Raw genomic sequence first — 24,390 nt, forward strand, 5'->3', positions numbered from 1 at the left:
AAGCGAATCAATGCCACCATTCCATGCCCTGTAGTGTTGCGGCTGCCAGCAGCACATAACGCAAGGTTTTACCGATAGCGAGAAAGATCACCGTCGGTAGCCAGGCGAAACGCAGCCAGCCAGCAAGAACGCACAGCAGGTCACCCAACACGGGTAACCAGCTAAAAAGCAGCGCAGCAGGCCCGAATCGGTGCAGCCACGCCGTTGCTGTGTTGTGCCATCGCCCCTGACTTTTTACGGGAAGCAGGCGACCCACTATGATGTTGGTCACACCGCCCAGCGTATTCCCCAGCGCGGCAATCAGGACAACCAAACTGACAGAAACCTTTCCTGCCAGCAGTAATCCCACCAGTAAGGCTTCTGAACTGCCAGGCAATAACGTGGCACTCAGAAAACTACTGGCAAACATCGAACCGTAAGCGAGCCATTCACTCACAGCCGTCTGACATCCACGGCATCCATGCCGGCTGCGCAGGCGGCCTGAAGACCATAGTCAGCATCCTCGAACACCACACAGCGTGCAGGCGTTACGCCGATTAACTCAGCGCAACGCAGGAATGTATCAGGTTCTGGCTTATGACGTTTAACATCATCTGCTGCGACAATGGCATCAAAATAACTGAGGAGCCCAAGGTGCTGTAACAGTCCGACGGCCACTGAATGCTCACTGCCGGTGCCCACCGCCATCGGGCGACGCCCTTTGTACGCTCTGACCACTTCCACCAGCGGGAGCGGCTGCACGCTGTCATACAGCATGGTTTTGAGCAGCGCCGTTTTTTCTTCCGCCAGCCGGTAAGGATCAAGATCGCTTTGATGGCGGTTGATGATCACCTGGGCGATATGCCATGTGGGTGAACCATTTAAGCCCACCATGGCCGCTTCATCGAAGTTCATGCCGTATTTTTCCAGCACCTGATGCCAGGCTTTTCGGTGTGTAGGTTCAGTATCCAGGATGGTGCCATCCATATCGAAGATCAAACCGTCGTAAGCATCGTACATTCATGCATCCATCCTGATCACGGAACGATTACTTTAGCGTAAAGCACCCACATTGTCGCTGCCGGGATGGATCAGCAAATGCCTTGAAATATAGAGGGATTTTGATTATCAGATAAATGCGTGGGATAAAGCGCAGGAAAATTTGCTTTAAAATGATCATTCTTAAGGAGGATGTGCAGAAAACAAGCGAAGAGAATAAGGGGACGAGGGGGAAGTCAGGAAGATGATTCGGCTTCGCCTTACGCGGAAGTCACGTCGCGAAAGCGCTTATTCTTCCTTAGTGCTGGCGGTAAGACAGCTACACAGTGGCCACTCAAAGAGACGTTCACTTGTCAGAATATGGTGCATCCAGGAGGATTCGAACCTCCGACCGCTCGGTTCGTAGCCGAGTACTCTATCCAGCTGAGCTATGGATGCAGGGGTCAAGCATGTTGATTTTACAGACTTCAGAAGCAGGCCACTACAGAGTAGCCTGCCACTTTTCAGAATAGGGCGCATCCAGAAGGATGATTCGGCTTCGCATCACCCTGACGGGCTGTCGCGAGCGACATTATCCTCCTTTGTGCTGGCAGTAAAACACCTACAACATGCCAACGCAAAGAGACGTCCACTTTTCAGAATATGGTGCATCCAGGAGGATTCGAACCTCCGACCGCTCGGTTCGTAGCCGAGTACTCTATCCAGCTGAGCTATGGATGCAAAGGTAAAACGACGCAGTTTTCTGCGGGGTAACACTATCGGGGGAGATAAAGCGACAAACCTGAGGAGATACTGAAGAAAATCACGACCACTCATTAAGAAATGATGTAACCGGGAAGATCATTCGGCTATGACTTAAACCTGATGAGCATCGTGGTTTTCCTTTGCGCTGGCGAAAAACTTTATAACATGCCAGTACACAGGATTTTCACTCTTTAATAAAATGGTGCATCCAGGAGGATTCGAACCTCCGACCGCTCGGTTCGTAGCCGAGTACTCTATCCAGCTGAGCTATGGATGCATTGCTACTTCTTGTATAACGCAGTGTGCTGACTACTCACCGTGATGCAGGGCTGCTAACGCTGCACCAGTACTTCCCAATATTAAAGCCGCACTAAGCCGCTTTAAAAAATGTGGTGCATCCAGGAGGATTCGAACCTCCGACCGCTCGGTTCGTAGCCGAGTACTCTATCCAGCTGAGCTATGGATGCAAAATGGCGGTGAGGCGGGGATTCGAACCCCGGATGCAGCTTTTGACCGCATACTCCCTTAGCAGGGGAGCGCCTTCAGCCTCTCGGCCACCTCACCACTAGCACTCTTTCGAGTTGTGCTTCAGAACGTTGTATCTGCTCATCGGCACTGCGTGGCGCACATATTACTTTCTGGGCGTTGTAAGTCAAACAATTTCTCCCCCTTTTTTCATCACTCGTGTCTGATTGCACAAAAGCCACGCAAACCGGCCATTTTGACGACAAAAAGAGTGATTTATCAACAAAGAAAGCAGCCACAGAGAGAGCGATCACGCACGGATAAAAACAGCAGAGGAGAAAAAACAGGTAATAAAAAACGCGAAGAAGAAGGCGAAGGATAAGGAAAACAACAAAAGGGACGGGGAAAGCGAAAACCGGTAGCGCCTCGCTACTGGAGCGAGGCGCTGGATCCGTTAGTAACTTGTTTGCTGAGTCTTTTCGGCCTGAATGCGCTGATAGATCTCTTCGCGATGCACCGACACTTCTTTAGGGGCGTTCACACCAATACGTACCTGGTTACCTTTAACACCCAGCACAGTTACAGTCACCTCATCACCGATCATGAGGGTTTCACCAACTCGACGAGTTAGAATAAGCATTCTTTGCTCCTTGAAAGATTAAAAGAGTCGGGTTAAGTGCTTCCCGGCATTATCCATCGTATAACGCTAAATGTAGCCTATGACAAATACACCCGTTGTGCACCTGCATACCAATACATTCTGCTGATACTTAGTTTAGCCGAAAACCAGATCATCAACCTGACTTTATGATTACAGGGGTGTATCACTTGAAAAGACGCCCGGACATGCAGCCCTGAGCGTCTTCCCGGCAATACCTTTTTATAGTGTTACAGTTTTGCAGCCACCCATGCCTCAACGCCAGCCAGTGCAGCAGGCAGCGCCTGTGCGTCTGTACCGCCAGCCTGAGCCATATCCGGTCGACCGCCACCCTTACCACCGACCTGCTGGGCCAGTTCGCCCACCAGCTCGCCCGCTTTTACGCGGTCGGTCAGGTCTTTAGTCACCCCGGCAATCAGGGATACTTTGCCATCAGCGACTGTCGCCAGCACGATAACTGCAGAACCAAGCTGGTTTTTCAGGTCATCGACCATCGTACGCAGCATCTTCGGTTCAACATTGCTCAGTTCGCTGACCAGCAGCCTGGTGCCTTTCAGCGCAATGGCTTTACTACTCAGTGATGCACTCTCTTGCGCAGCCTGCTGATCTTTCAGCTGCTGCAATTCTTTTTCCAGCCCGCGCGCATGGTCAATCAACGCCCGCACTTTCTCATTCAGATTACTGTTGTTGGCTTTCACCAGGTGAGCAATATCCAGTAACTGCTCATTCTGACTGTATACCTGTGCCAGTGCGCCCTCTCCGGTCACCGCTTCAATACGGCGTACGCCTGCGGCAGTACCCGACTCAGAGGTGATGCGGAACAGGCCGATATCGCCCGTACGGGAGGCGTGAACGCCACCGCACAGTTCGGTTGAGAAGTCCCCCATGCCGACAACGCGCACGTGGTCATCGTACTTCTCCCCAAACAGTGCCATCGCCCCGTGTGCCTTCGCGGCTTCCAGTTCCATGATATTGGTTTCGACCGGCAGATTGCGACGGATCTGTGCGTTAACGATCTCTTCAACCTGGCGGATCTCCTGTGGCTTCATCGCTTCAAAATGCGAGAAGTCAAAACGCAGGTATTTGTCGTTAACCAGAGAGCCTTTCTGCGCAACGTGATCGCCCAACACCTGTCGCAACGCGGCGTGCAGGAGATGCGTCGCAGAGTGATTGAGGCGAATACGAGCGCGACGTGCTTCGTTAACCTGCGCCGCAAGGCGGTCGCCCACGCGAAGCTGGCCCGATGTCAGGGTACCAATGTGACCGATCGCCTGAGCATACTTCTGCGTGTCATTCACGGTGAAAGTGGCCCCCTGCTCGCTTTTCAGCTCACCGGTATCGCCCACCTGACCACCGGACTCACCGTAGAACGGTGTCTCATCGAGAACGATAACCCCTTCCTGGCCGGCGCTGATCGCCTCCGCTGCCTGGCCATCAACGAAAATAGCAGTCACAGCGGCATTCAGCGCCAGTTCTTCATAGCCTTTGAAGGCTGAGGCCTGGTCAATGCGGATCACATTGTTGTAATCCGTACCGAAGCCGCTGGCATTTCGCGCACGCTGACGCTGCTGCTCCATCGCCTGCTCAAAGCCCGCTTCATCAATTTTCAGATTACGCTCACGGCAAACGTCCGCCGTCAGGTCGGCCGGGAAACCGAAAGTATCGTACAGGCGGAAAACAGTTTCACCATCCAGGGTATCGCCCTGCAGGTTCTCCAGCTCTTCATCCAGCAGCGCCAGACCACGCTCAAGCGTTTTCGCAAACTGCTCTTCTTCACTTTTCAGGATCTGCTCAACCTGCGCCTGCTGACGCTGCAGATCTTCCCCCGCAGCACCCATCACGGCAATCAGCGGAGCGACCAGTTTGTAGAAGAATGTGCCTTCTGCGCCCAGCATGTTGCCATGGCGAACCGCACGGCGAATGATGCGGCGCAGCACATAACCGCGGTTTTCATTCGACGGGATCACTCCATCCGCAATCAGGAAAGCACAGGAACGGATATGGTCGGCAATCACCCGCAGGGATTTATTGCTCAGGTCAGTTGCGCCCGTCACCTCAGCGACCGATGTGATCAACCGCGCAAACAGGTCGATTTCATAGTTGGAGTTCACATGCTGCAGAACGGCACTGATACGCTCCAGCCCCATCCCGGTATCCACGGACGGCTTCGGCAGCGGCAGCATGGTACCGTCTGACTGACGGTTGAACTGCATAAAGACGATATTCCAGATCTCGATATAGCGATCGCCATCTTCTTCCGGGCTACCCGGAGGGCCACCCCAGATATGGTCGCCATGGTCGAAGAAGATCTCGGAGCACGGGCCGCATGGGCCGGTATCACCCATCTGCCAGAAGTTGTCAGAGGCGTACGCGCCACCTTTGTTGTCACCGATGCGGATAATACGTTCGCGCGGTACGCCGATCTCGTTTTCCCAGATGCCGTACGCTTCATCATCGGTCTCGTAAACCGTGACCCACAGTTTCTCTTTTGGCAGGCCGAACCACGCCGGGCTGGTCAGCAGTTCCCAGGCAAAGCCGATCGCTTCTTTCTTGAAGTAATCACCAAAGCTGAAGTTACCCAGCATTTCAAAGAAAGTATGGTGGCGGGCGGTGTAGCCGACGTTTTCAAGATCGTTGTGCTTCCCACCGGCGCGCACGCAGCGCTGCGAGGTCGTGGCACGCGAGTAACTGCGTTTATCCTGACCGAGGAAAACATCTTTAAACTGGTTCATCCCGGCGTTGGTAAATAACAGCGTCGGGTCATTGTTAGGGACGAGGGAGCTACTGGCTACAACCTGATGTCCCTTGCTCTGGAAAAAGTCGAGAAACGCTTGACGAATCTCCGCAGTGCTCTTGCTCATATTTGTCCTGGAATCACGCTAACGAACGTTTCGTGGGTCATGTTACGCCGGATCGGCTTCTGCCTGCGGCGACACACGAACAAAAAGTGGTGAATAAGATAAATTTTCTTCAGAGGGAAGTAAAATCCCATCGACGATCAATCATCAAAATTCTCGAAAATGGCGCGGATATCCTCCATAAAGAAGCCTTTAGCCATCAGAAATCGCTGCACTTTGGCTTTTTCCTTCCATTCCGTGGGCAGTGGCAGTCCAAACTTACGTTCTGCCCGCGCAAATGCTTCCTTTTGCCAGTCAATTTCAGCAGCAAACAGCGCATTATCAATCAGCGTTTTATCAATACCCTTCTGCCCCAGTTCCATACGAATGCGCTGTGGCCCATAGCCTTTACGACTGCGTCCGGCTACGTAGCGCTCTGCAAAGCGCGTATCATCCAGCCAGTTGTGCTGATAGCACCACTCAACAACGCGATCGATCTCTTCAGGGGCCAGCGGTTCCGGCTGCGCGTCGGGTTTAGCCGCCTGCTGTTTCGCGAACTGGGCGGCGCGTTCACTGGAAATCTGCAGCTTACGGCGAAACTCTGCTTCACTGTGATCGCGCATGGCAAGAATACGCATTGCCCGCTCCAGCAGTTTTGCATGCCGGGTTCGTTCAGTGGATTCTGACATAATGATTCATCCGCGTTCAGTCTAAGTAACAGAGAGTCAGGGTAACGCCTGATGGCGATGCTTGCGAGGAAAAAGCGTAGAAAGGAGAGGATAATGGGCGGGTTCAGTCATCTGATACAGACTATTCTGGAATGTCATAAAAAAAGGGAATCGCTTTGGCGATTCCCTTTTTATGTCGCGAACAGAACGCTGTCCGTCCGGCGAGTAACGATTAGATATCTTCGTTAACTTCACTATCGGCTTCATGCGGAGCCGGAACAAAATCAGGCTTATCGTCCGGGCTGTTCAACAGCATTTCACGCAGTTTTGCTTCGATTTCGTTAGCGATAGCCGGGTTCTCTTTCAGGAAGTTACCTGAGTTGGCTTTACCCTGACCAATCTTGTCACCGTTATAGCTGTACCAGGCACCGGCTTTTTCGATCAGCTTGTGCTTCACGCCCAGGTCGACCAGCTCACCGTAAACGTTGATACCTTCGCCGTACATGATCTGGAACTCAGCCTGTTTAAACGGTGCTGCGATTTTGTTTTTCACCACTTTAACGCGGGTTTCGCTACCCACCACTTCATCACCCTCTTTGATCGCGCCGATGCGGCGAATATCCAGACGGACAGAAGCGTAGAATTTCAGAGCGTTACCACCGGTAGTGGTTTCCGGGTTACCGAACATCACGCCAATTTTCATACGGATCTGGTTGATAAAGATCAGCAGCGTACCGGAGTTCTTCAGGTTACCGGCCAGCTTACGCATCGCCTGGCTCATCATACGTGCCGCAAGGCCCATATGAGAGTCACCGATTTCACCTTCGATTTCTGCTTTTGGTGTCAACGCCGCTACGGAGTCGACGATGATGACGTCAACCGCACCGGAACGGGCCAGCGCATCACAGATTTCCAGCGCCTGCTCACCGGTATCCGGCTGAGAACACAGCAAGTTATCGATATCCACGCCCAGTTTTTTAGCGTAGACCGGGTCCAGAGCATGCTCGGCATCGATAAATGCACAGGTTTTCCCTTTACGCTGTGCAGAAGCGATAACCTGCAGCGTCAGGGTGGTTTTACCGGAAGACTCCGGGCCATAGATTTCAACGATACGGCCCATTGGTAAACCACCGGCACCCAGCGCGATATCCAGTGATAAAGAACCGGTTGAGATGGTTTCCACATCCATGGTGCGGTCTTCACCCAGGCGCATGATGGAGCCTTTACCAAACTGCTTTTCAATCTGGCCCAGCGCTGCTGCCAGTGCTTTTTGCTTGTTTTCGTCGATAGCCATTTTTACTCCTAATCATGCGGGTAAAGCACACATAGATGCTGCTTCGTCTCTAAAATATGCGCTGATTATACTGTATGCTCATACAGTATCAAGTTTAATTTTTGAGAAAGTGATCGAGCAGGGTTTGCAGCGCCCAGGCCGTGGCCTGACGGCGTACGGCCTCGCGGTCACCGCTGAAGCGCTGCACCAGGGTCAGTGCTTCACCGCTTTCTGCGGCAAATCCAAACCAGACGGTGCCGACGGGTTTTCCCTCGCTGCCGCCATCCGGCCCGGCAATGCCGCTGACCGAGATCGCATACTGCGCACCGGCTTCACGCAGCGCGCCCAGCGCCATCTCACGCACCACCTCTTCACTCACCGCCCCGAAGTGGGCCAGTGAGGCATCCGACACCCCGATCATCTGCTGCTTGGCATCATTGCTGTAGGTCACAAAGCCGCGCTGAAACCAGGCCGAACTGCCGGCAACATCCGTCAGCACTTTTGCAATCCAGCCCCCGGTGCAGGACTCGGCAGTGGTTACGCAGGCCTGATGGGCCCGCAGACGTTCACCCACGCGCATGCTCAACTGCAGTAATTCGTAATCGGTCATATGGCTCTCCCCTTACCGATGTTCCAGAGCAAAAGAGTAGCACTTTTCACTGGTTCAGACGGCGTCAAAAGCCGTTTTTGCGGCCTGTCATGGCGATTTTCCGTCAGACTTTCTCTGCCACCATAAATAAACGCGGGAAGGCCAGCAGCAGGTTGCCATCCTGCCGTCGCGGATACGCCAGTGCGATCTCTGCCAGATAGTCTGTCAGCCATACAGCCTGTTCAGCCTCATCCAGCGCGGCGAGATAGGGGCGCAACCCGGTCGCCCGCAGCCAGTCAATAATGGCCTGCGGCGAGGGCATGACATGATAGTAGGTGGTCCGCCAGATATCGACCCGGCAGCCTGCGGCTGTCAGCAGGTCATAGTACTGTTCTGTTGACAGCAGAGACGCACGCGACGACGCCTTCGGGTCGATTTTACCACGCCACTCAGGACGCTGTGCCACGTTACGCATCAGACGATGGCTCGGCTCATCAAGGTTATCCGGCATCTGAATGGCCAGTACGCCACCGGTAGCAAGCTGAGATGCCAGGCGGGGTAGCAGGACCGGATGATCGTTCAGCCACTGCAGAGAGGCATTAGCGAAGATCACCTCCTGAGGGGGAGTCGCCAGCCAGTGACGAATATCCGCCTCGTGAAACCCACAGTCCGGCAGACGCGCACGAGCCTGTTCGAGCATCGCCCGCGAACTGTCCAGCCCGGTAATCTGCGCCTCAGGCCAGCGCCGGTGAAGTAATTCGGTACTGTTACCCGGGCCACAGCCAAGGTCGGTAACGTAAGAAGGGGAAGGACATGTGATGCGCTGGAGAAGTTCCTGCGCCGGGCGTGTGCGTTCGGCTTCGAACTGACGGTAAAGATCGGGATTCCAGTCTTTCATTATTCCTCGCTCAGATAAGCAGTGGCAGCCCGATCTCCTGTAAACCTGGCTGCCCCGGCGATAAATAACACTCTGGCTGCAACAATCCAGACGCGATTTAACGCGCCTGCTTCACGGCCAGCCCCAGCTGCCACACGGCCATCGCATAATGATTGCTGTGGTTATAGCGGGTGATAGCGTAGAAATTAGGCAGCCCGTACCAGTACTTATAGCTCTTACCCATATCAAACTTCAGCAGGCTGACCTGCTGATTGTGATCCAGCGGGATAACCGGTGACAGTCCGGCTGCGGCCAGTTGGCCTGCGGTGTAGCGGGTTTTAAAGCCGCTCTCCAGCCCCGGAGCCTGGCCAGTGGCCTCTACCGCTACGGTTCCGTTGGTCAGCCAGCCGTGTGCCTGGAAATAGTGCGCCACGCTGCCAATCGCATCCACCGGATCCCACAGATTAATATGTCCGTCACCGTTGAAGTCCACAGCATACTGTTTAAACGCCGATGGCATAAACTGGCCGTAACCCATTGCCCCGGCAAATGAGCCGCGCAGATCGAGCGGATCATCATCTTCTTCACGGGCCATCAACAGGAAGGTTTCCAGCTCACCGCTGAAGTACTCAGCGCGGCGCGGATAGTTAAATGACAGCGTCGCCAGCGCATCAAGAATGCGTGTTTTGCCCATTACGCGGCCCCAGCGGGTTTCCACGCCGATAATACCCACAATAATTTCCGGCGGTACGCCATAGGTTTTTTCCGCACGCTGCAGCGCATCCTGGTACTGATTCCAGAATGCCACGCCGTTCTGTACGTTATCCGGGGTAATAAACTTACTGCGATAACGGATCCATGCGCCGTTAGGGCCGGTCGGGCCCTGAGCCGTCGTCGACGGGGCCTGGCGATCCATCAGGCGGACAATCCAGTCGAGATTTTTCGCCTGCGCCAGCACATTATGCAGCTGGTCGCGTTCAAAACCGTGCTTTTGCACCATTTTGTCGATAAATGCATTGGCCGCCGGGTTATTGGCGAAATCGCCCCCCAGTACCGTACCGCTGTGCGACGGTTCCAGCAGGAACCCGCCGTTGCCTTTAAACGGATTGCCATGCGGTTCAGCCGGCGCCGACTTCGGCTGGCTGCTACAGGCGGTGAGTAATGCGAGGACAGGGAGGAACAAAGCCAGATAACGCATCAGATATCCATATAACCGTTTAAATTTTTCAGAAACAGATGGTAAAGCATTGATGGTGAGGAGTTAAGCGGATTTACTAAAAGTGAGGAAGGATAGCCATGAAAATCCCCTCTGCCTGACGCGAGAGGGGACGGGGGCACTGAATTATCGTTTGTAGTAGATTTCACCCTGCTTCGCCTGCAGAATTTTGCCGTCAGCATTGGTGATCAGCACATAGTTACCGCCCATGTAGGTCCAGTGACTGTCGGCTTCCGGAGCGGGCAGATGGCGCACCTTCCACTGCACAATTTCATATTTTTTGCTGCGGTAGAGATCGGGCACCACGTCACCAATAGCAAAACGCTTAAAGTCAGCGAAGAAGTATTGCAGATCGTAAGGATCGGCAGGGTTAGCCTGCGGGGCAGCAGCCTGAGGATCCTGCGCCAGTGAGTTCTGACTTTCCGGGGTCTGAACGGCAGGCGCCTGCACTTCATGGGCCGCATCTGCGCTCTGCTCACCTTCCGCCCAGGCGGCAGGGACACAGGATAACGCCGCAGCCGAGAAGAGCGCTGAACAGAATACCACTTTCAACTTACGCATATTTTCTCCAAAATTTAGGCTATCTGGCAGCGATCCGCTGCAAAATCAACGTACATCAATACGACGATAATCAACAATAAGCCGGTTCCATTCACGCCCGGTAAGTCTTAGAGGGCCTGAGGATGAGATGGTTCCGGCACAGTTACCTGAGATAATAAGATGATGTAGCTAAGGGATTGAAGGAATTATTGTTAATAAACATGACCTGCGCTCCCTTCCCCCCTGTTCCGGCTATTTTGGCTGACGCTGTACCTCGCGCCAGACCTTCAGTGCCAGCACCACCAGCCCACCCGCACCGATAATCAACAGCGCCCAGAGCAGCCCTTTCTGCCAGAGTGCGCTTTTTTCTGTTTCAGAGGTCGCGGTTAAACGTTCCCGGCCCCCCAGCGTCTGTATTCCCTCCTGACCGGCATCAGGCAGGCTCAACCATGGATGGGTCTCCTGCGGTATCAGCTGATCCAGACTGATCGCCTGTGTTCCGGCGTTCTTATTGCCCCAGACCAGCATATAAGGTGCGCTGCCCTGCGCGTTAAACACCAGCTTACGCACTTCACGTTCCGCACTTACCAGCGGTGGCGTTCCGCTCCACTGCTGGTGAACCCCTTTTACGCGTATGGCCTGGATTAACGTGCCCTGAAGAATAAGCGGCGCGGAGGCGTTTTCTCCCAGGCTGTAGACCACCTGGTCAGCCAGCGGCTGCCAGACACCCTCCGCGGTGCTGCGATACGCTATCTGCAGCGGTAATACGGCATTAGTCTGGGCGGGCGTAATCTTCAGTCGGATCAGAGGCTGGGGAGTGGGCCAGCTGTATTCCGCTTCGCTTGCTGAGACAGCCTTAACTGACGGCGTCAGACTGATAAAGTGCTGAACCGGGTTTGCCACGGCCTCAATGCCCGTGACGGCACTGAGGTTAAGATTCTCCGGCTGGGCATCATCCTTAAATACCAGCATCAGATAGCGCGAGCGAAGGCCCCGTTCGACGTTGAAATCGACCGTATCCAGCAACAGTCTGCTGTCCCCGGAGGTCAAATCCATCAGCGGAGTGTCATCCGTCACGGCCTCCCAGTCTTTCAAATCGCTGCTGTAGAATACACTGATCCGCGCCTGCCAGTTCTGCGGCAAACGTTCCCAGGTCAGTTTCAATCCACTCAACCTGGGGGAAATGCCCTCCTCCTCCTGCGGTACTTCCAGCAGCAGGCTGCGGCCCAGCGGTTTTTCCCCCTCAACGGGCAGCGTAACCTCAATGCCGCTGGCCGATTTCAGGGTTACCTGTGCACCTTCGCTTGTCTGACGCGGCTGGCTGGCCATGGGAAAAACACGCAATGGCCAGCTCTTCGTTTTGTTTTCGCTTATCTCCGTTGAATAGAGGGCAAAAGGCACCGTTACTCCCTGACTGTTAAACACCCGCAGGTCACGCATATCGGGCCAGGCCGTTTGCTGATAGACCTCTTCCGGCAGTTTTACCCGGTAAAAGGGCTCTGCCCCCGGGGTCATCAACGGCAGGCCGTAAGCATAATCCTTTGGCACCTCGTTCGCGTTCGCTGCTGCGCCGGCCGTCAGACATAGCGTAACCAGCAATAAGGCCTGGCTTAATTTATTGTTCATCTTTTCCCTCAGTGGCGGTGACCGCCTCTTTTTGATGTCCGTTTTTCGGCGGCAGCGGCGAGAAATATCCGGCAATCAGTACCAGAACCGCCACGCCAATAAAGCCCACCGCACGCGCCAGCCCTCCGCCGTGTGCGCTGTCCACCAGCATCAGTTTAATAATGACCACCACAAGCAGGGCTGCGCCCCCGAACCAGGCCTGACGATGGCGGTAGCGGGTTGACCACAGCATCGTCAGCAGTGCAGTCAGCATCCACAGAAGCGTAAAGGTCGTCTGCACCAGGCGCGACGACCAGAGCGCATCGGCCTGCCAGGCGATCCCGGCGTAGTACGACAGAATGCGCATCACCAGACCATTGCCCCACCAGAACAGCAGCGCAATCGCGCCAAGACGCAGGGCAAGATCGCCACCGGGCAGGGCTGCCGCAAACTGCCCGCGCAGTTGCCGGCCCCAGAATAGCAGGGCAAACATCAGCATCAGAGCCCCTTCTTCCAGGGGATTGATCAGCGGCAGGTAGCGCCAGTCGATCATCACACCATCGTGCAGATTACCCAGCAGCAGCACGATCAGTGCACAGGGTGCCAGCGGCAACAGCCCGAGCGACGGATACAACCGCGGGAAAGCCGCGAACGGCCACAGGCCACGGCGCAGCGCCCACAGCGTCAGCAGGATAATGGCTGCAATAAACACCATCAGCGCAGACATGCGCCATTCGTCCATGCCCCATGGCAGCGTATCCGTCACACGCCAGACCTCGGCCCAGGTGGACAACAGCATCCAGAACAGGGATAAATGCAGCCCCTTCTCCAGGTAGGCCGGTCTGACTCTGCCCTGTTCCCGTTTCAACAAGCGGTAAGCCGCGCCCAGCACCGGCAGCCAGACCAGATTCATCCAGCCTGCTGCCAGCAGGGCGTTATCGATCAGCTGCTGATACAGCAGGGCAAGCAGCATGGCGATCCATAGCAGCCACGGCAGGTATCCGAGATCCGTCCAGGCAAGACGGCGACTGGCCTGATGCCACACCAGCGCAGAGAGGGTGATCAGTGCCAACAGCACAAACAGGAGATCCGTGTCATAAAGTGGGCTGGCGGAGACCGCACCACACAGCGCGGCCAGCCAGAACAGCGTGCCGCCACCCAGCAGCGTGCGTGACACCATCAGGTTAACGCTGCGCCACAGCCAGGCCGCCCCCAGCCATGTCAGGGCCAGTACGGCAAAAATCAGGCTGAATGAGAGTGAGGTGATACCGTTATAGCTGGCCATCAGCGCAGAACCCAGCGCCAGCAGCAGCAGTCCGGTACCGCTGTAGCTGACACGCGACTGCCGCTGAGTATGGCCCAGCCACAAAATGCCCAGCCCTTCCAGCGCCCAGGCCATTGACGTCCACTGTGCGGAGAGCGCCAGCGGGATCGCCAGGGTAGTAAACACGGCCCCCAGCGCCAGACCCGCCACCGCCAGCTGGCGCCCCAGTGACGGGTAGCGACGCAGCCCGACCCATGCCAGCAACAGATATGCCAGGCCAAAGCCCAGCGCAGAAAACGCCGGTCCAAACGCCCAGTGCTGCGTAATGTGATACTGCATGCCAAAACCGATCAGCGGAGGGCCGAAGAGCAGCACACCATCGATGACCTTTTCCCCCTTCACCTGACCGCGCAGCGAGAGTCCCAGCGACAGCACGCCGAAAATGACGATATTGGCGATGAGAAACAGCTGGCAGCTCAGATAATACTCTGGCTGATAGCCGTTGAGCCCCCAGAGGCCCGCCACCCCAAAGGAGAAGGCAAAGCCCAGCAGGTTGAGCGGACGCCACGGCTGCCAGACGGTGATGGCCAGAATACCGAGCGACAGCAGCAGATAATAAGAGAAGAGCGCAATGTGACTGCCGCCTCCGGTCGACAGCAGGAGGGGGGAGAGATAGCCGCCAATGCTGGCCAGCATCGCCAGGCTCAGGGCTCGCTGCAGGACGGCAAGTCCGACACTGGCCGCACAGATCACCAGCATCAGGGCAAACGCCAGCAGATGCGGCAACAGGGCATAAAGCCGGAAAGCGCCAAACACAGTGATATAAAGTGCGCCGACTGCCCCGCCCTGCAAAATTAATGCATAGAGCGACTGTTTAGCCCTCAGCCGCCAGCCCAGTCCCAGCATTGCCAGACTGGCCAGTGCCGCTCCGGCCAGGCGCAGCTCAATCGGCAGCATATCGCGCTCAACCGTATATTTCAGCAGATACGCCAGACCGAAGAACATCAGCAGCACGCCAAGCTTCGCCAGCGGGTTACCCTTCATAAACCAGGCCAGCAGGCCAGACAGCAGACCGGTGAACATATCAGGCTGCGGCTTAACTCGCGGCGGCGGCGCAGCGGTTGCCGGTGCAGAAGCAGGCGCCTTTACTGTCGCCGGAGCAGGCTGTGTGCTGAGGCTGACGGCTGGCGCAGCGGTTAACACTTCCGGAGCGCGGGTCCTGTCCGTCCGTTCACTGGCCGCGTTCTCACTGCCTGCGGACCGCGTTTCGCCCCGCTGCCATTTTGCCAGCTGTTGCTGCAGGGTGAGCACGGTCTTTTTAAGCTGCGTCAGCTCGCGTTCATTACGCTTACTGCGTGACAATGCAATAAAGATCATGACCGGCATCACCACCAGCACCAGTATGGCTATCAACCCGGCTGCTATCAGAAGATCATCCATGCCAACGTCCCGTAGGTAAAATAAGAGTTACATATTGACATGAAATCTCATAAACCACTGCAAAATTCAGCGGAGCTGCCCTGAGCGCAGAAAAAAATCTTCTCCCGGGGAAATTAACGCCTTATTACATGACACTGGCAATCCGCAGCCGCAATGACACGCCACCTCCCCCTGTAATGATTACCTCACAGTCCCTGGTCACTCTCGCTGAGTTCAAAAGGGATCTGGGAAATGACGATTTCTTTCCATATTATTTTAATTATAAGACGAAACTGTTAAAATGCGCGGCGAGAAATAAAACCGCTATCCTTATTAACACTTCGGGAATTAATGATAACTTTCTGGAAAATGAAGTTGAAAAATCATGAGTTAATAAGTTAAAAAAGGCAAGCCATTACCATGAAACCTTAACCGATATGAATATTACTGCAATTAAAAAAGGACGTTAAAGCGTAGTATTACGTTCACTTTTCGCAACATTGATTAAACACTCTTTAGCGATCTAAAAACCCTGATGAACACTGACTATAATCCGTAGAATTAAAAAGTCACCACAATGCGACATCAGCAATACGTGGCGCATTAACCACTGAAGAGCGGGGAATCAATTTAAATCATCAGGGATATCCCTGACAGAAACAGACACAAAAACACCGTGCTATTTTTAAAAAAATAAGATGCAGTAAAAACTCAATCTCAGGAGTGGGAATGAGCTATCAGGATGATTACAACAACAGGCATTTTTCTGATTATGGATATTCACAGGAACGCCATTTTGATCAAAACAACCTTACTATTGTTACCAGGATGTCTTCTCTCGACGTCTGTCTGCGCCCTGTCTCTTCAGGAATCATTAATTGCAGCAAACAGTTATAACGCCGAAATGAAAGCGGCCCGAAGTCTGCATGCAGCAGTACAGCAGAAGAAGTATCAGGGATTTGCGGGGCTGTTGCCGGTAGTCACGCTTCAGGGGGGATGGAATAAGACCGACCAGCCGGATGCGACTTATTCTGCCGGGGTCACCCGCCACAATTACAGCGTTAATCTTACCCAACCCATTATTGATGTTGCTAAGTATGCCTCCTGGCGAAAAAGCCTGGTCATCAGCAATGCGGCAGATGTTAAGCTGCTGCTTTCTCAGCAAAAATTAATTTCAGATGTGACAACAGCATTTTACAATGTTGACTATCAGCGCAATGTGTTGCAGACCAACCAGAGAATTCTGACCGCCTTTGCTGCCAGGCTCAAACAGGTTCAGAAGGCACTGGCATTAGGCGATAGCACAAGACTGGATGAAGATGAAGCACAGGCTAACTATGACACAGCTGTCGCTGATAAATTGTCCTCAGAGAACGATCTCGACGATGCCTATATCGCCTTTCATCAGTTAACAGGGTTAGATGCCGAAGGTATTCCCGACAAAAGCCTGAGCTGCGTCAGCGTGAAAGTACCGTTGAAAACAGAGCAGATCGCACGTGATGCGGTATCAAATAATCTGGATGTCCTGGCTGCGATTCAGACGCAGAAAGGCAGTGAAGTCGATATTATTTCCAGCTCATCGAATTATCTCCCGGTAGTCACTTTTCAGGCCAGTTACGGTAAAAACTGGAACCGTGCTGAAAATGCAAACTTCCTCGACTCATTATTTGGCACTACATCTAAAACCGATAACACCGTCGTAGGTGTCAATGTATCCATTCCTATATTTTCAGGAGGCAGCCAGATATCTCAAAGCATAGAGGCCGCGCACCGCTTTGAAGAAAGTAAAGATCTCGTAACAGAAGCGCGCCGTAAAGCGGCACAGCAGGCTCTGCAGGCGGTATCCGGAGTGAAGAGCAGTCAGTCGCGAATTAAAGCCTATGAACGGGCGATTATTTCCGCCAGGAAACGCCTCTCCTCGACACAATATGGACGGGAAATCGGCCAGCGCACGCTGATCGACGAGTTCAATGCAGAGAAAGATTATTACCAGGCGATTCAGCAACTGGCTCAGGCCCGTAACAACCTCATCCAGTCCATCGTCAAATTAAAGTCAGCCACCGGTGCGCTGGATTATGCCGCGATGGAAAGCTTCAACTGCAGGGAGCCCTTCATCATCAACAGGGATATTACTTATGAATAATGACTTATTTCGCCAGGAAGCGCTGGAGGCGAAAAAGACCAAAGTACTGGGTTCGGTGGCACTTTATTGTCCACCGTTTCGCTGGCTGATTATCACCCTGGTGTGTGCCTTAGTCGCAGTGCTCATTACGTTTTGCATTTTTGGCAGCTATACCAAACGTGAAACGGCTAAAGGTGTGCTGGTACCGGAAAATGGCATGATGACCATTACTGCCATGACGGCAGGCACGGTCATTACCCTTCCCGCCCATGAGGGCGATCGTTTAGAAAAAGGCGCCCAGGTCGCCTCCATCTCATCGGAAATCTCCACACGATTTGGTCAGACACGTGAAGCCATCGCCCGCCAGTTGGATCTGCAGCAAGAGGGGCTGAAACAGCAGTTAAGCAATCTTGAGCAATTAAATGCGGAAACCCTGAAATCGTTGCAGGAAAAAGCAAGTCTTTTACAGCAGCAGTCCGTGGAACTGGACACGATTTACCGACAGCGCACAGAGCAGATAGGGCTGGCAAAAAAACAGCTGGATAAAGCCAGAGCGATGCGTGCGGAAGGCTATGCGTCGAATACTGAGGTCGAGAAGCAGCAGAACGACATGCTGGATGCCAGCGTGCGTCTTCAGGATGTGGCACGACAGAGGATTGATGTCCGACAGCAGCTGTCGCAGGCACGCCAACAGCTGCGCGAACAGCCCATCACCTACTCCCAGCAAAAGAACGATATTCAACAAAAACTTTCGGAAATTGCGCAATCGATGATGGAAAACGAGTCGCGCCGATCGGTCGATCTCCGCACGCCTGAAAGGGGCACGGTCAGTGCCGTGCTGGTCAAGCAAGGGCAGATTGTTTCCGCCGGCCAAACGCTGGCCATCATCTTGCCTGACAATGCGCATTTACAGGCTCGCATCATGTTAAGCAGTCGGGCGGTGGGCTTTATCCGTCCCGGCCAGCGAGTCGTACTGCGCTATCAGTCTTTCCCGTGGCAAACATTTGGTCAGCAATACGGCACAGTGAAGGACATTTCCACGTCGGCGCTGTCACCCCAGGAAATATCCACCATCACTGGTGACAGTCAGGTCCAGGAGCCGATGTACCAGGTCAAGGTCGCCGTCGATCACCAGACAGTGCAGGCATATGGCAAAGAAGTCAGCCTGAGGGCCGGTAGTGGCCTGGAAGCCGATTTTATTGTCGACAAACGCCGCATTTATCAATGGGTTCTTGAACCGCTCAATGCGCTGGGCAAGATGACATCAATATAATTATTAATTATCAGGTTTATCATGGATTTATTTCACAAACTTCATTTGTCATTTCGCCCTAAGCTATCGGTACTGCGTCAGACACAGGCGGCGGAGTGTGGGCTGACCTGCGTCGGGATGATTGCCAGCTATTACGGTCATCAGATTGACATGGTGTCATTACGCCAGCGATTTCCAGCATCGCTGAAAGGCAGCACACTGGCTGATGTGATGTCTGTTGCACAGAGTCTGGGCATGGGTAGCCGTGCATTGCGTCTTGACCTGGATGAGTTGCATCAACTCTCGATGCCCTGTGTTTTGCACTGGGAAATGAACCATTTTGTCGTCCTGAAACGCATTGAAAAAAACAAACTTATTATTCACGACCCCGCTCGCGGGGTACGTAAAGTCCCCATGGATGAAGTCTCAACTTCTTTTACAGGAATAGCGCTGGAGCTCTTTCCGGCAGCAACATTTGAGAAGAAAAACGAAAAGAAAAGCATTTCGATGCTCAACCTAATCCGCAACGTTTCCGGGATTGGTTCAGCCTTCTTTCAGGTGGCATGTTTATCTCTGGCGCTGGAATTTTTCGGCATCATTACACCGTTTTATATGCAGTGGGTTATCGATCAGGTTCTGGTCTCTACGGATCGTGAACTGCTTACGCTACTCGGGGTGTCCTTTATCTGCATCACGCTCTTTCAGAATCTGGTTTCGGCTTTGCGCAGTTGGGTGACTACGTGGTTTTCCAGTCTGTTAAGCGTACAGTGGTCAAGTAACCTTTGTGCACACTTGCTTGGGCTGCCAATGCACTATTTTGAGGAGCGTCACGTTGGAGATATTTTGTCTCGCTTTGGCTCCCTCTCGAATATTCAAAGCACGCTAACAGGCCGGTTTATCTCCTCCATCTTCGATGGCGTGATGGCGCTGGTCACTCTGGGCGTGATTTTTACCTACAACGCCACTCTTACCTTTGTGGTCATAGGCCTGTTCCTGCTGTATGCCTTGATACGCTGGATTTCCTTTGAGCCTTTCCGTAGCGCCAATGAAGATCAACTGATGGCGTCAGCCGTTGTGCAGTCGCAACTGCTGGAATCTATCCGCGGTGTACAGGCGATAAAGCTTAACAATAAACAGGATTTACGCGTCTCCACTTATACCAATGAAACAGTGGAATCGACCAATAAGGGAATTAGCATACAAAAACTCTCCATTGGCTTCAGCACGTTACAGGCCAGTATTTCAGGTATCGGTAAAATTGTGCTGATATGGCTGGCCGCTATACAGGTGCTGGATGGCAACTTCACCAGCGGTATGCTGGTGGCGTTCATCTCTTTTTCTGACCAGTTTATCTCGCGTTCTGGTGGGCTCATTAACGCGTTAATTGATTTTCGAATGCTTCGTCTGCACGGCGAACGTCTCGCTGATATCGTGCTGACCGAAAAAGAACCGAACATGGCAAGTAACGTCGCCCTGCCGGATAAAGAGGGGTCGATGAGTCTGGATATTAACGCGCTTACTTTTCGTTATTCCAGCACGGATGCTGATATTTTCACTGACTTCAATCTGGCGATTAAAGCCGGTGAATCAGTGGCCATCATTGGCCCATCCGGGCAGGGGAAAACCACGCTGGCAAAATTATTATTAGGCTTACTTAAACCCGTCGCGGGGACGATTTGCGTTAATGGTATTGATCATACGCAGCTCGGTATGGCCCATTACCGCGATCTGATTGGCAGCGTGATGCAAAACGACATGCTTTTCGCCGGCTCGATAATGGATAATATCAGCTTTTTTGACGCTGACCTCGACAGAGAGCAGGTCGAGCGGGCCGCTCGTGTAGCACAAATTCACGGTGACATTATGTCCATGCCGATGGGATATAACAGTATGGTCGGTGACATGGGGTCATCACTGTCCGGTGGGCAAATACAGCGCGTCATCCTCGCTCGTGCACTCTACCGCAACCCACGCATTTTAATCCTGGATGAGGCCACAAGTCATCTTGACGTTGCCAGAGAAAGCGCTATCAATACAGCGATAAAACAGATGAATATCACTCGCATCATTATTGCACACAGACCCGAAACAATCCTGAGTGCAGACAGGATCATGAATATCAACCGCCAGGGTGCCACAGTGATCACAAAGGAGGATTTTATGCATGTGATGGCGGCTTCCCAGCCTGTCTTGCAAATCAATTAATCTTACCCGTGCTGCCCATTCTGTGGGCAGATATGACTCCATCGAATGAATTCCAATGCCATCTGATTTTTGAAAAAAATGCAGTCCAAAGCTGGAGGATGCCAGATATGGCCTTATCCACTCTGCATCGCCTCTGGCAGGCTACGGCAAGCGAAGTTTGCGCAGCGTCTTCAACTTTTACCTGTGACAGAGGATTGCCCGCTGAGATAATATAGCGGCAGAAAAATGTCCTGATGCCCGTCGCGCTACATCCACGCGTAAGACTCGGTTTTCACCCATGTCAGCCTTATCCTTGCCGCTATGCTGCACTGTGCAGCAACCTTAAGAGGGCAAGGGTTTTCAATGGATTGGAGCATTCAACCCTATGAACAACACCGAAAACTATTCGTCACACACGCCCATGATGCAGCAGTATCTGCGCCTCAAGGCAGATCATCCTGAGATCCTCCTGTTCTATCGCATGGGGGATTTTTATGAGCTGTTCTACGATGATGCGAAACGCGCCTCTCAGTTACTTGAGATCTCCCTGACCAAACGCGGGGCCTCGGCCGGAGAGCCCATTCCCATGGCGGGCGTGCCTTACCATTCGCTGGAAAACTACCTGGCAAAGCTGGTACAGCTGGGCGAGTCGGTGGCGATCTGCGAACAGATTGGTGACCCTGCCTTAAGTAAAGGGCCGGTCGAGCGCAAAGTTGTTCGTATCGTCACCCCCGGCACCATCAGCGATGAAGCGCTGCTGAATGAGCGTCAGGACAATCTGCTGGCGGCCATCTGGCAGAGCCCGCGCGGCTTTGGTTATGCGACGCTGGATATCAGCTCCGGGCGTTTTCGTCTGGCAGAACCGACAGACCAGGAAACCATGGCCGCCGAACTGCAGCGGACTAATCCGGCTGAACTGCTCTACCCGGAAGACTTCGCCGCCATGGCGCTGATTGAAAATCGTCGCGGCCTGCGCCGCCGTCCGCTGTGGGAATACGAGCTGGACACTGCCCGCCAGCAGCTGAACCTGCAGTTCGCCACCCGCGACCTCAGCGGCTTTGGCGTCGAACAGGCTCATCATGCCCTGCGTGCGGCAGGCTGCCTGCTACAGTACGTCAAAGATACCCAGCGCACCTCGCTGCCGCATATCCGGGCGCTGACCATGGAGCGCCAGCAGGATGGCATTATCATGGACGCGGCCACTCGTCGTAATCTGGAGATCACCCAGAATCTCTCCGGGGGTATTGAAAACACGCTGGCCTCGGTGCTGGATAAAACCGTTACGCCGATGGGCAGCAGGATGCTGAAACGCTGGCTGCACATGCCGGTACGTGATACGCAGGTCATCACCCGCCGCCAGGAAAGCATCAGCGCCTTGCAGGATCTTCATGAGTCACTGACGCCGCTGCTACGTCAGGTGGGCGACCTTGAGCGTATCCTCGCTCGTCTGGCACTGCGTACCGCCCGCCCGCGCGATCTGGCGCGCATGCGCCACGCATTCCAGCAGTTGCCGCTGCTGAACGGTGAGCTGGAAGGAAATCAGACTGCGCATCTGCAAACCCTGCGCGGACAGATGGGCGAATTCACCGAACTGCGTGAGCTGCTGGAGCGTGCCATTATTGAAACGCCGCCGGTGCTGGTGCGTGACGGTGGCGTCATCGCCCCCGGCTATAACGCCGAGCTGGACGAGTGGCGGGCGCTGGCTGACGGGGCCACTGATTATCTCGATCGCCTGGAAATCCGCGAACGCGAAAAGCTGGGTCTGGATACCCTGAAGGTCGGCTTTAACGGCGTACATGGCTATTACATCCAGGTCAGCCGTGGACAGAGCCATCTGGTGCCGATCCATTACGTGCGCCGCCAGACCCTGAAAAATGCCGAACGCTATATTATCCCCGAGCTGAAAGAGTACGAAGACAAGGTGCTGACCTCGAAAGGCAAGGCCCTGTCGCTGGAAAAAGCCTTATACGAGCAGCTGTTCGACATGCTGTTACCACATCTGGCGGCCCTGCAGGAAAGTGCGGCGGCGCTGGCAGAACTGGATGTGCTGAGTAACCTGGCCGAACGCGCCTGGACGCTGAACTACAGCTGCCCGACGTTAAGCGATAAAGCGGGGATTAAACTGACGGGTGGACGCCATCCGGTGGTCGAGCAGGTACTGAAAGAACCCTTTATCGCCAATCCTCTGTCACTGTCACCGCAGCGCCGGATGCTGATTGTCACCGGCCCGAACATGGGCGGTAAAAGTACCTATATGCGTCAGGCAGCCCTGATCACCCTGATGGCCTATATCGGCAGTTTCGTCCCGGCGACCCAGGCGGTGATTGGCCCCATAGACCGCATCTTTACCCGCGTTGGCGCGGCCGACGATCTGGCCTCCGGGCGCTCAACCTTTATGGTTGAGATGACCGAAACCGCCAATATTCTGCATAACGCTACCGAGTTCAGCCTGGTGCTGATGGATGAGATTGGCCGGGGTACGTCAACCTATGATGGCCTGTCGCTGGCCTGGGCCTGTGCCGAAAGCCTGGCCAGCCGTATCAAGGCGATGACGCTGTTCGCTACGCACTATTTCGAGCTGACCACGCTGCCCGAACAGATTGAAGGCGTGGCGAACGTGCATCTGGATGCAGTGGAGCACGGCGATACCATCGCCTTTATGCACAGCGTACAGGACGGCGCAGCGAGTAAAAGCTACGGCCTGGCCGTGGCCGCGCTGGCCGGCGTGCCAAAAGACGTGATTAAACGGGCGCGTCAGAAACTGAAAGAGCTGGAAGCGTTGTCGGGCAGCGCGGCGGCCACGAAAGCGGATGGTTCGCAGCTACCGCTGCTGGTGGAGGAAACCTCCCCGGCGATGGAAGCCCTGGAGGCACTGGATCCGGACTCCCTGTCCCCGCGTCAGGCGCTGGAATGGATTTACCGGTTGAAATCACTGGCATAAACAGCGGGCCGATCGTCATACGATCGGCCCTTATTCTGAGGGCGGACCGGCTGTTCCGGTTCGCCCCCGCTTTACAGATTAACGACGGTTACGTACCAGCTGATAGCGACGGGTCAGGTATTCGACCGGTGCGCTCCAGATATGTACCAGCCGGCAGAACGGGAACAGCAGGAACAGCGTCATTCCCAGCACCATATGCAGACGGAAGATAATCGCCACACCGTCAAGATGTGCCGATGCCCCGCCCTGGAACGTCACAATACTCTGCGCCCATCCGGCCAGCTTCAGCATTTCACTGCCATCCAGATGCTGCGCTGAGAACAGGATAGTCGTCAGCCCCAGAGCCGCCTGCAGCACCAGCAACGTCAGGATAAGGATATCGGCAAAGCTGCTGGTCGCCCGCACCCGTTCATTGGTCAGACGACGCTTCAGCAGCAGAGCACCGCCAATCAGCGTCATGGCGCCAAACACCCCGCCGGCTCCCATCGCCAGCAGCTGCTTTTCGCCAGCCGACAGGAAAGGCTCATACACCCAGTGCGGCGTGAGCAGGCCGACGAAATGCCCCAGCAGAATGCCAATGATGCCGATATGAAACAGGTTCGACGCCAGGCGCATCCCTTTTTTACTTAACATCTGACTTGAACCTGCCCGCCAGCTGTACTGCCCGTAGTCATAGCGCAGCCAGCTCCCAACGAGAAATACCGTCCCGGCCAGATAGGGGTAAATATCAAAGAAGAAACGATTCAAAAACTCCATGA

17 protein-coding genes and 5 tRNA genes are annotated in these 24,390 nt (G+C 54.2%); 4 read left to right on the forward strand and 18 right to left on the reverse strand.

All coding sequences use genetic code 11. The features are described from left to right. Window positions 1-7: 7 nt before the first annotated feature. The 17 genes from EPE01S_RS08260 to EPE01S_RS08340 all read right to left on the reverse strand — a co-directional run bounded on the left by EPE01S_RS08260 (window position 8) and on the right by EPE01S_RS08340 (window position 15,154). Window positions 8-436 (reverse strand): YqaA family protein, encoded by a 429-nt coding sequence (locus tag EPE01S_RS08260; protein WP_062744166.1) that lies wholly within the window; start codon window positions 434-436, stop codon window positions 8-10. Continuing rightward, window positions 433-999 carry a fructose-1-phosphate/6-phosphogluconate phosphatase gene (yqaB, locus tag EPE01S_RS08265; protein ID WP_062744167.1) on the reverse strand — a complete coding sequence of 189 codons (567 nt, stop codon included), beginning with the start codon at window positions 997-999 and terminating at the stop codon, window positions 433-435. Before yqaB ends, EPE01S_RS08260 begins: the two co-directional genes overlap by 4 nt. A gap of 340 nt (window positions 1,000-1,339) precedes the next feature. After that, window positions 1,340-1,416, reverse strand: a tRNA-Arg gene (locus EPE01S_RS08270). A 205-nt stretch (window positions 1,417-1,621) separates the two neighbouring features. Further along, a tRNA-Arg gene (locus EPE01S_RS08275) sits at window positions 1,622-1,698 on the reverse strand. Window positions 1,699-1,922: 224 nt separating this feature from the next. After that, window positions 1,923-1,999: transfer RNA gene (locus EPE01S_RS08280), tRNA-Arg, on the reverse strand. A 113-nt stretch (window positions 2,000-2,112) separates the two neighbouring features. Continuing rightward, window positions 2,113-2,189: transfer RNA gene (locus tag EPE01S_RS08285), tRNA-Arg, on the reverse strand. Between the two features lie 4 nt (window positions 2,190-2,193). Beyond that, window positions 2,194-2,286 (reverse strand) — tRNA-Ser (locus EPE01S_RS08290). 355 nt (window positions 2,287-2,641) lie between these two features. Beyond that, window positions 2,642-2,827, reverse strand: a complete 186-nt coding sequence (gene csrA, locus EPE01S_RS08295) for a carbon storage regulator CsrA (RefSeq protein WP_004155916.1) — start codon at window positions 2,825-2,827, stop codon at window positions 2,642-2,644. Window positions 2,828-3,075: 248 nt separating this feature from the next. After that, on the reverse strand, window positions 3,076-5,706 hold the full coding sequence (gene alaS, locus EPE01S_RS08300) for an alanine--tRNA ligase (protein ID WP_062744168.1): 2,631 nt from the start codon (window positions 5,704-5,706) through the stop codon (window positions 3,076-3,078). Window positions 5,707-5,843: 137 nt separating this feature from the next. After that, on the reverse strand, window positions 5,844-6,371 hold the full coding sequence (locus EPE01S_RS08305; RefSeq protein WP_062744169.1) for a regulatory protein RecX: 528 nt from the start codon (window positions 6,369-6,371) through the stop codon (window positions 5,844-5,846). A 211-nt stretch (window positions 6,372-6,582) separates the two neighbouring features. Continuing rightward, entirely contained in the window at window positions 6,583-7,644 is a 1,062-nt protein-coding gene (recA, locus tag EPE01S_RS08310; RefSeq protein WP_062744170.1) for a recombinase RecA, read from the reverse strand. Window positions 7,645-7,738: 94 nt separating this feature from the next. Beyond that, complete coding sequence (gene pncC / locus EPE01S_RS08315) at window positions 7,739-8,233, reverse strand: nicotinamide-nucleotide amidase (protein WP_062744171.1); 495 nt, start codon at window positions 8,231-8,233, stop codon at window positions 7,739-7,741. A 103-nt stretch (window positions 8,234-8,336) separates the two neighbouring features. Next, window positions 8,337-9,110, reverse strand: coding sequence for a trans-aconitate 2-methyltransferase (gene tam / locus EPE01S_RS08320; protein ID WP_062744172.1), 774 nt, complete (start codon window positions 9,108-9,110; stop codon window positions 8,337-8,339). Window positions 9,111-9,207: 97 nt separating this feature from the next. Beyond that, the gene (gene mltB, locus EPE01S_RS08325) at window positions 9,208-10,287 is read right to left on the reverse strand and encodes a lytic murein transglycosylase B (RefSeq protein WP_062744173.1); all 1,080 of its coding nucleotides are present in this window, start codon (window positions 10,285-10,287) and stop codon (window positions 9,208-9,210) included. A 144-nt stretch (window positions 10,288-10,431) separates the two neighbouring features. Continuing rightward, window positions 10,432-10,866 (reverse strand): RcnB family protein, encoded by a 435-nt coding sequence (locus tag EPE01S_RS08330; RefSeq protein ID WP_062744174.1) that lies wholly within the window; start codon window positions 10,864-10,866, stop codon window positions 10,432-10,434. A gap of 231 nt (window positions 10,867-11,097) precedes the next feature. Further along, window positions 11,098-12,471, reverse strand: coding sequence for a DUF3999 family protein (locus EPE01S_RS08335; RefSeq protein ID WP_062744175.1), 1,374 nt, complete (start codon window positions 12,469-12,471; stop codon window positions 11,098-11,100). Continuing rightward, window positions 12,461-15,154, reverse strand: coding sequence for a DUF2339 domain-containing protein (locus tag EPE01S_RS08340; RefSeq protein WP_062744176.1), 2,694 nt, complete (start codon window positions 15,152-15,154; stop codon window positions 12,461-12,463). Before EPE01S_RS08340 ends, EPE01S_RS08335 begins: the two co-directional genes overlap by 11 nt. Window positions 15,155-15,875: 721 nt before the next feature. On the opposite strand from EPE01S_RS08340, the gene EPE01S_RS08350 reads away from it, so the two are divergent. The 4 genes from EPE01S_RS08350 to mutS all read left to right on the forward strand — a co-directional run bounded on the left by EPE01S_RS08350 (window position 15,876) and on the right by mutS (window position 23,632). Then, entirely contained in the window at window positions 15,876-17,276 is a 1,401-nt protein-coding gene (locus EPE01S_RS08350; RefSeq protein WP_255210140.1) for a TolC family outer membrane protein, read from the forward strand. Beyond that, complete coding sequence (locus EPE01S_RS08355; RefSeq protein ID WP_062744178.1) at window positions 17,269-18,528, forward strand: HlyD family secretion protein; 1,260 nt, start codon at window positions 17,269-17,271, stop codon at window positions 18,526-18,528. Before EPE01S_RS08350 ends, EPE01S_RS08355 begins: the two co-directional genes overlap by 8 nt. A gap of 21 nt (window positions 18,529-18,549) precedes the next feature. Next, window positions 18,550-20,712 carry a peptidase domain-containing ABC transporter gene (locus tag EPE01S_RS08360; protein ID WP_062744179.1) on the forward strand — a complete coding sequence of 721 codons (2,163 nt, stop codon included), beginning with the start codon at window positions 18,550-18,552 and terminating at the stop codon, window positions 20,710-20,712. A 364-nt stretch (window positions 20,713-21,076) separates the two neighbouring features. Beyond that, window positions 21,077-23,632 (forward strand): DNA mismatch repair protein MutS, encoded by a 2,556-nt coding sequence (gene mutS / locus EPE01S_RS08365; RefSeq protein ID WP_062744180.1) that lies wholly within the window; start codon window positions 21,077-21,079, stop codon window positions 23,630-23,632. Window positions 23,633-23,710: 78 nt separating this feature from the next. Here mutS and narI read toward each other — a convergent pair whose 3' ends face one another. Further along, a complete protein-coding gene (gene narI / locus EPE01S_RS08370) occupies window positions 23,711-24,388 on the reverse strand; it encodes a respiratory nitrate reductase subunit gamma (protein WP_062744181.1) in 678 nt (225 codons plus the stop codon). Between the last annotated feature and the right edge of the window lie 2 nt (window positions 24,389-24,390).

It is taken from the genome of Erwinia persicina NBRC 102418, from assembly GCF_001571305.1.
GTDB classification, from domain to species: Bacteria; Pseudomonadota; Gammaproteobacteria; order Enterobacterales; family Enterobacteriaceae; genus Erwinia; species Erwinia persicina.

Excerpts from the sequence above, each read along its gene's own strand:
- yqaB (WP_062744167.1), bottom strand. The coding sequence starts at position 999 with ATGTACGATGCTTACGACGGTTTGATCTTCGATATGGATGGCACCATC.
- csrA (WP_004155916.1), bottom strand. The coding sequence starts at position 2,827 with ATGCTTATTCTAACTCGTCGAGTTGGTGAAACCCTCATGATCGGTGAT.
- alaS (WP_062744168.1), bottom strand. The coding sequence starts at position 5,706 with ATGAGCAAGAGCACTGCGGAGATTCGTCAAGCGTTTCTCGACTTTTTC.
- EPE01S_RS08305 (WP_062744169.1), bottom strand. The coding sequence starts at position 6,371 with ATGTCAGAATCCACTGAACGAACCCGGCATGCAAAACTGCTGGAGCGG.
- recA (WP_062744170.1), bottom strand. The coding sequence starts at position 7,644 with ATGGCTATCGACGAAAACAAGCAAAAAGCACTGGCAGCAGCGCTGGGC.
- pncC (WP_062744171.1), bottom strand. The coding sequence starts at position 8,233 with ATGACCGATTACGAATTACTGCAGTTGAGCATGCGCGTGGGTGAACGT.
- tam (WP_062744172.1), bottom strand. The coding sequence starts at position 9,110 with ATGAAAGACTGGAATCCCGATCTTTACCGTCAGTTCGAAGCCGAACGC.
- mltB (WP_062744173.1), bottom strand. The coding sequence starts at position 10,287 with ATGCGTTATCTGGCTTTGTTCCTCCCTGTCCTCGCATTACTCACCGCC.
- EPE01S_RS08330 (WP_062744174.1), bottom strand. The coding sequence starts at position 10,866 with ATGCGTAAGTTGAAAGTGGTATTCTGTTCAGCGCTCTTCTCGGCTGCG.
- EPE01S_RS08335 (WP_062744175.1), bottom strand. The coding sequence starts at position 12,471 with ATGAACAATAAATTAAGCCAGGCCTTATTGCTGGTTACGCTATGTCTG.
- EPE01S_RS08340 (WP_062744176.1), bottom strand. The coding sequence starts at position 15,154 with ATGGATGATCTTCTGATAGCAGCCGGGTTGATAGCCATACTGGTGCTG.
- EPE01S_RS08350 (WP_255210140.1), top strand. The coding sequence starts at position 15,876 with ATGATTACAACAACAGGCATTTTTCTGATTATGGATATTCACAGGAAC.
- EPE01S_RS08355 (WP_062744178.1), top strand. The coding sequence starts at position 17,269 with ATGAATAATGACTTATTTCGCCAGGAAGCGCTGGAGGCGAAAAAGACC.
- EPE01S_RS08360 (WP_062744179.1), top strand. The coding sequence starts at position 18,550 with ATGGATTTATTTCACAAACTTCATTTGTCATTTCGCCCTAAGCTATCG.
- mutS (WP_062744180.1), top strand. The coding sequence starts at position 21,077 with ATGAACAACACCGAAAACTATTCGTCACACACGCCCATGATGCAGCAG.
- narI (WP_062744181.1), bottom strand. The coding sequence starts at position 24,388 with ATGGAGTTTTTGAATCGTTTCTTCTTTGATATTTACCCCTATCTGGCC.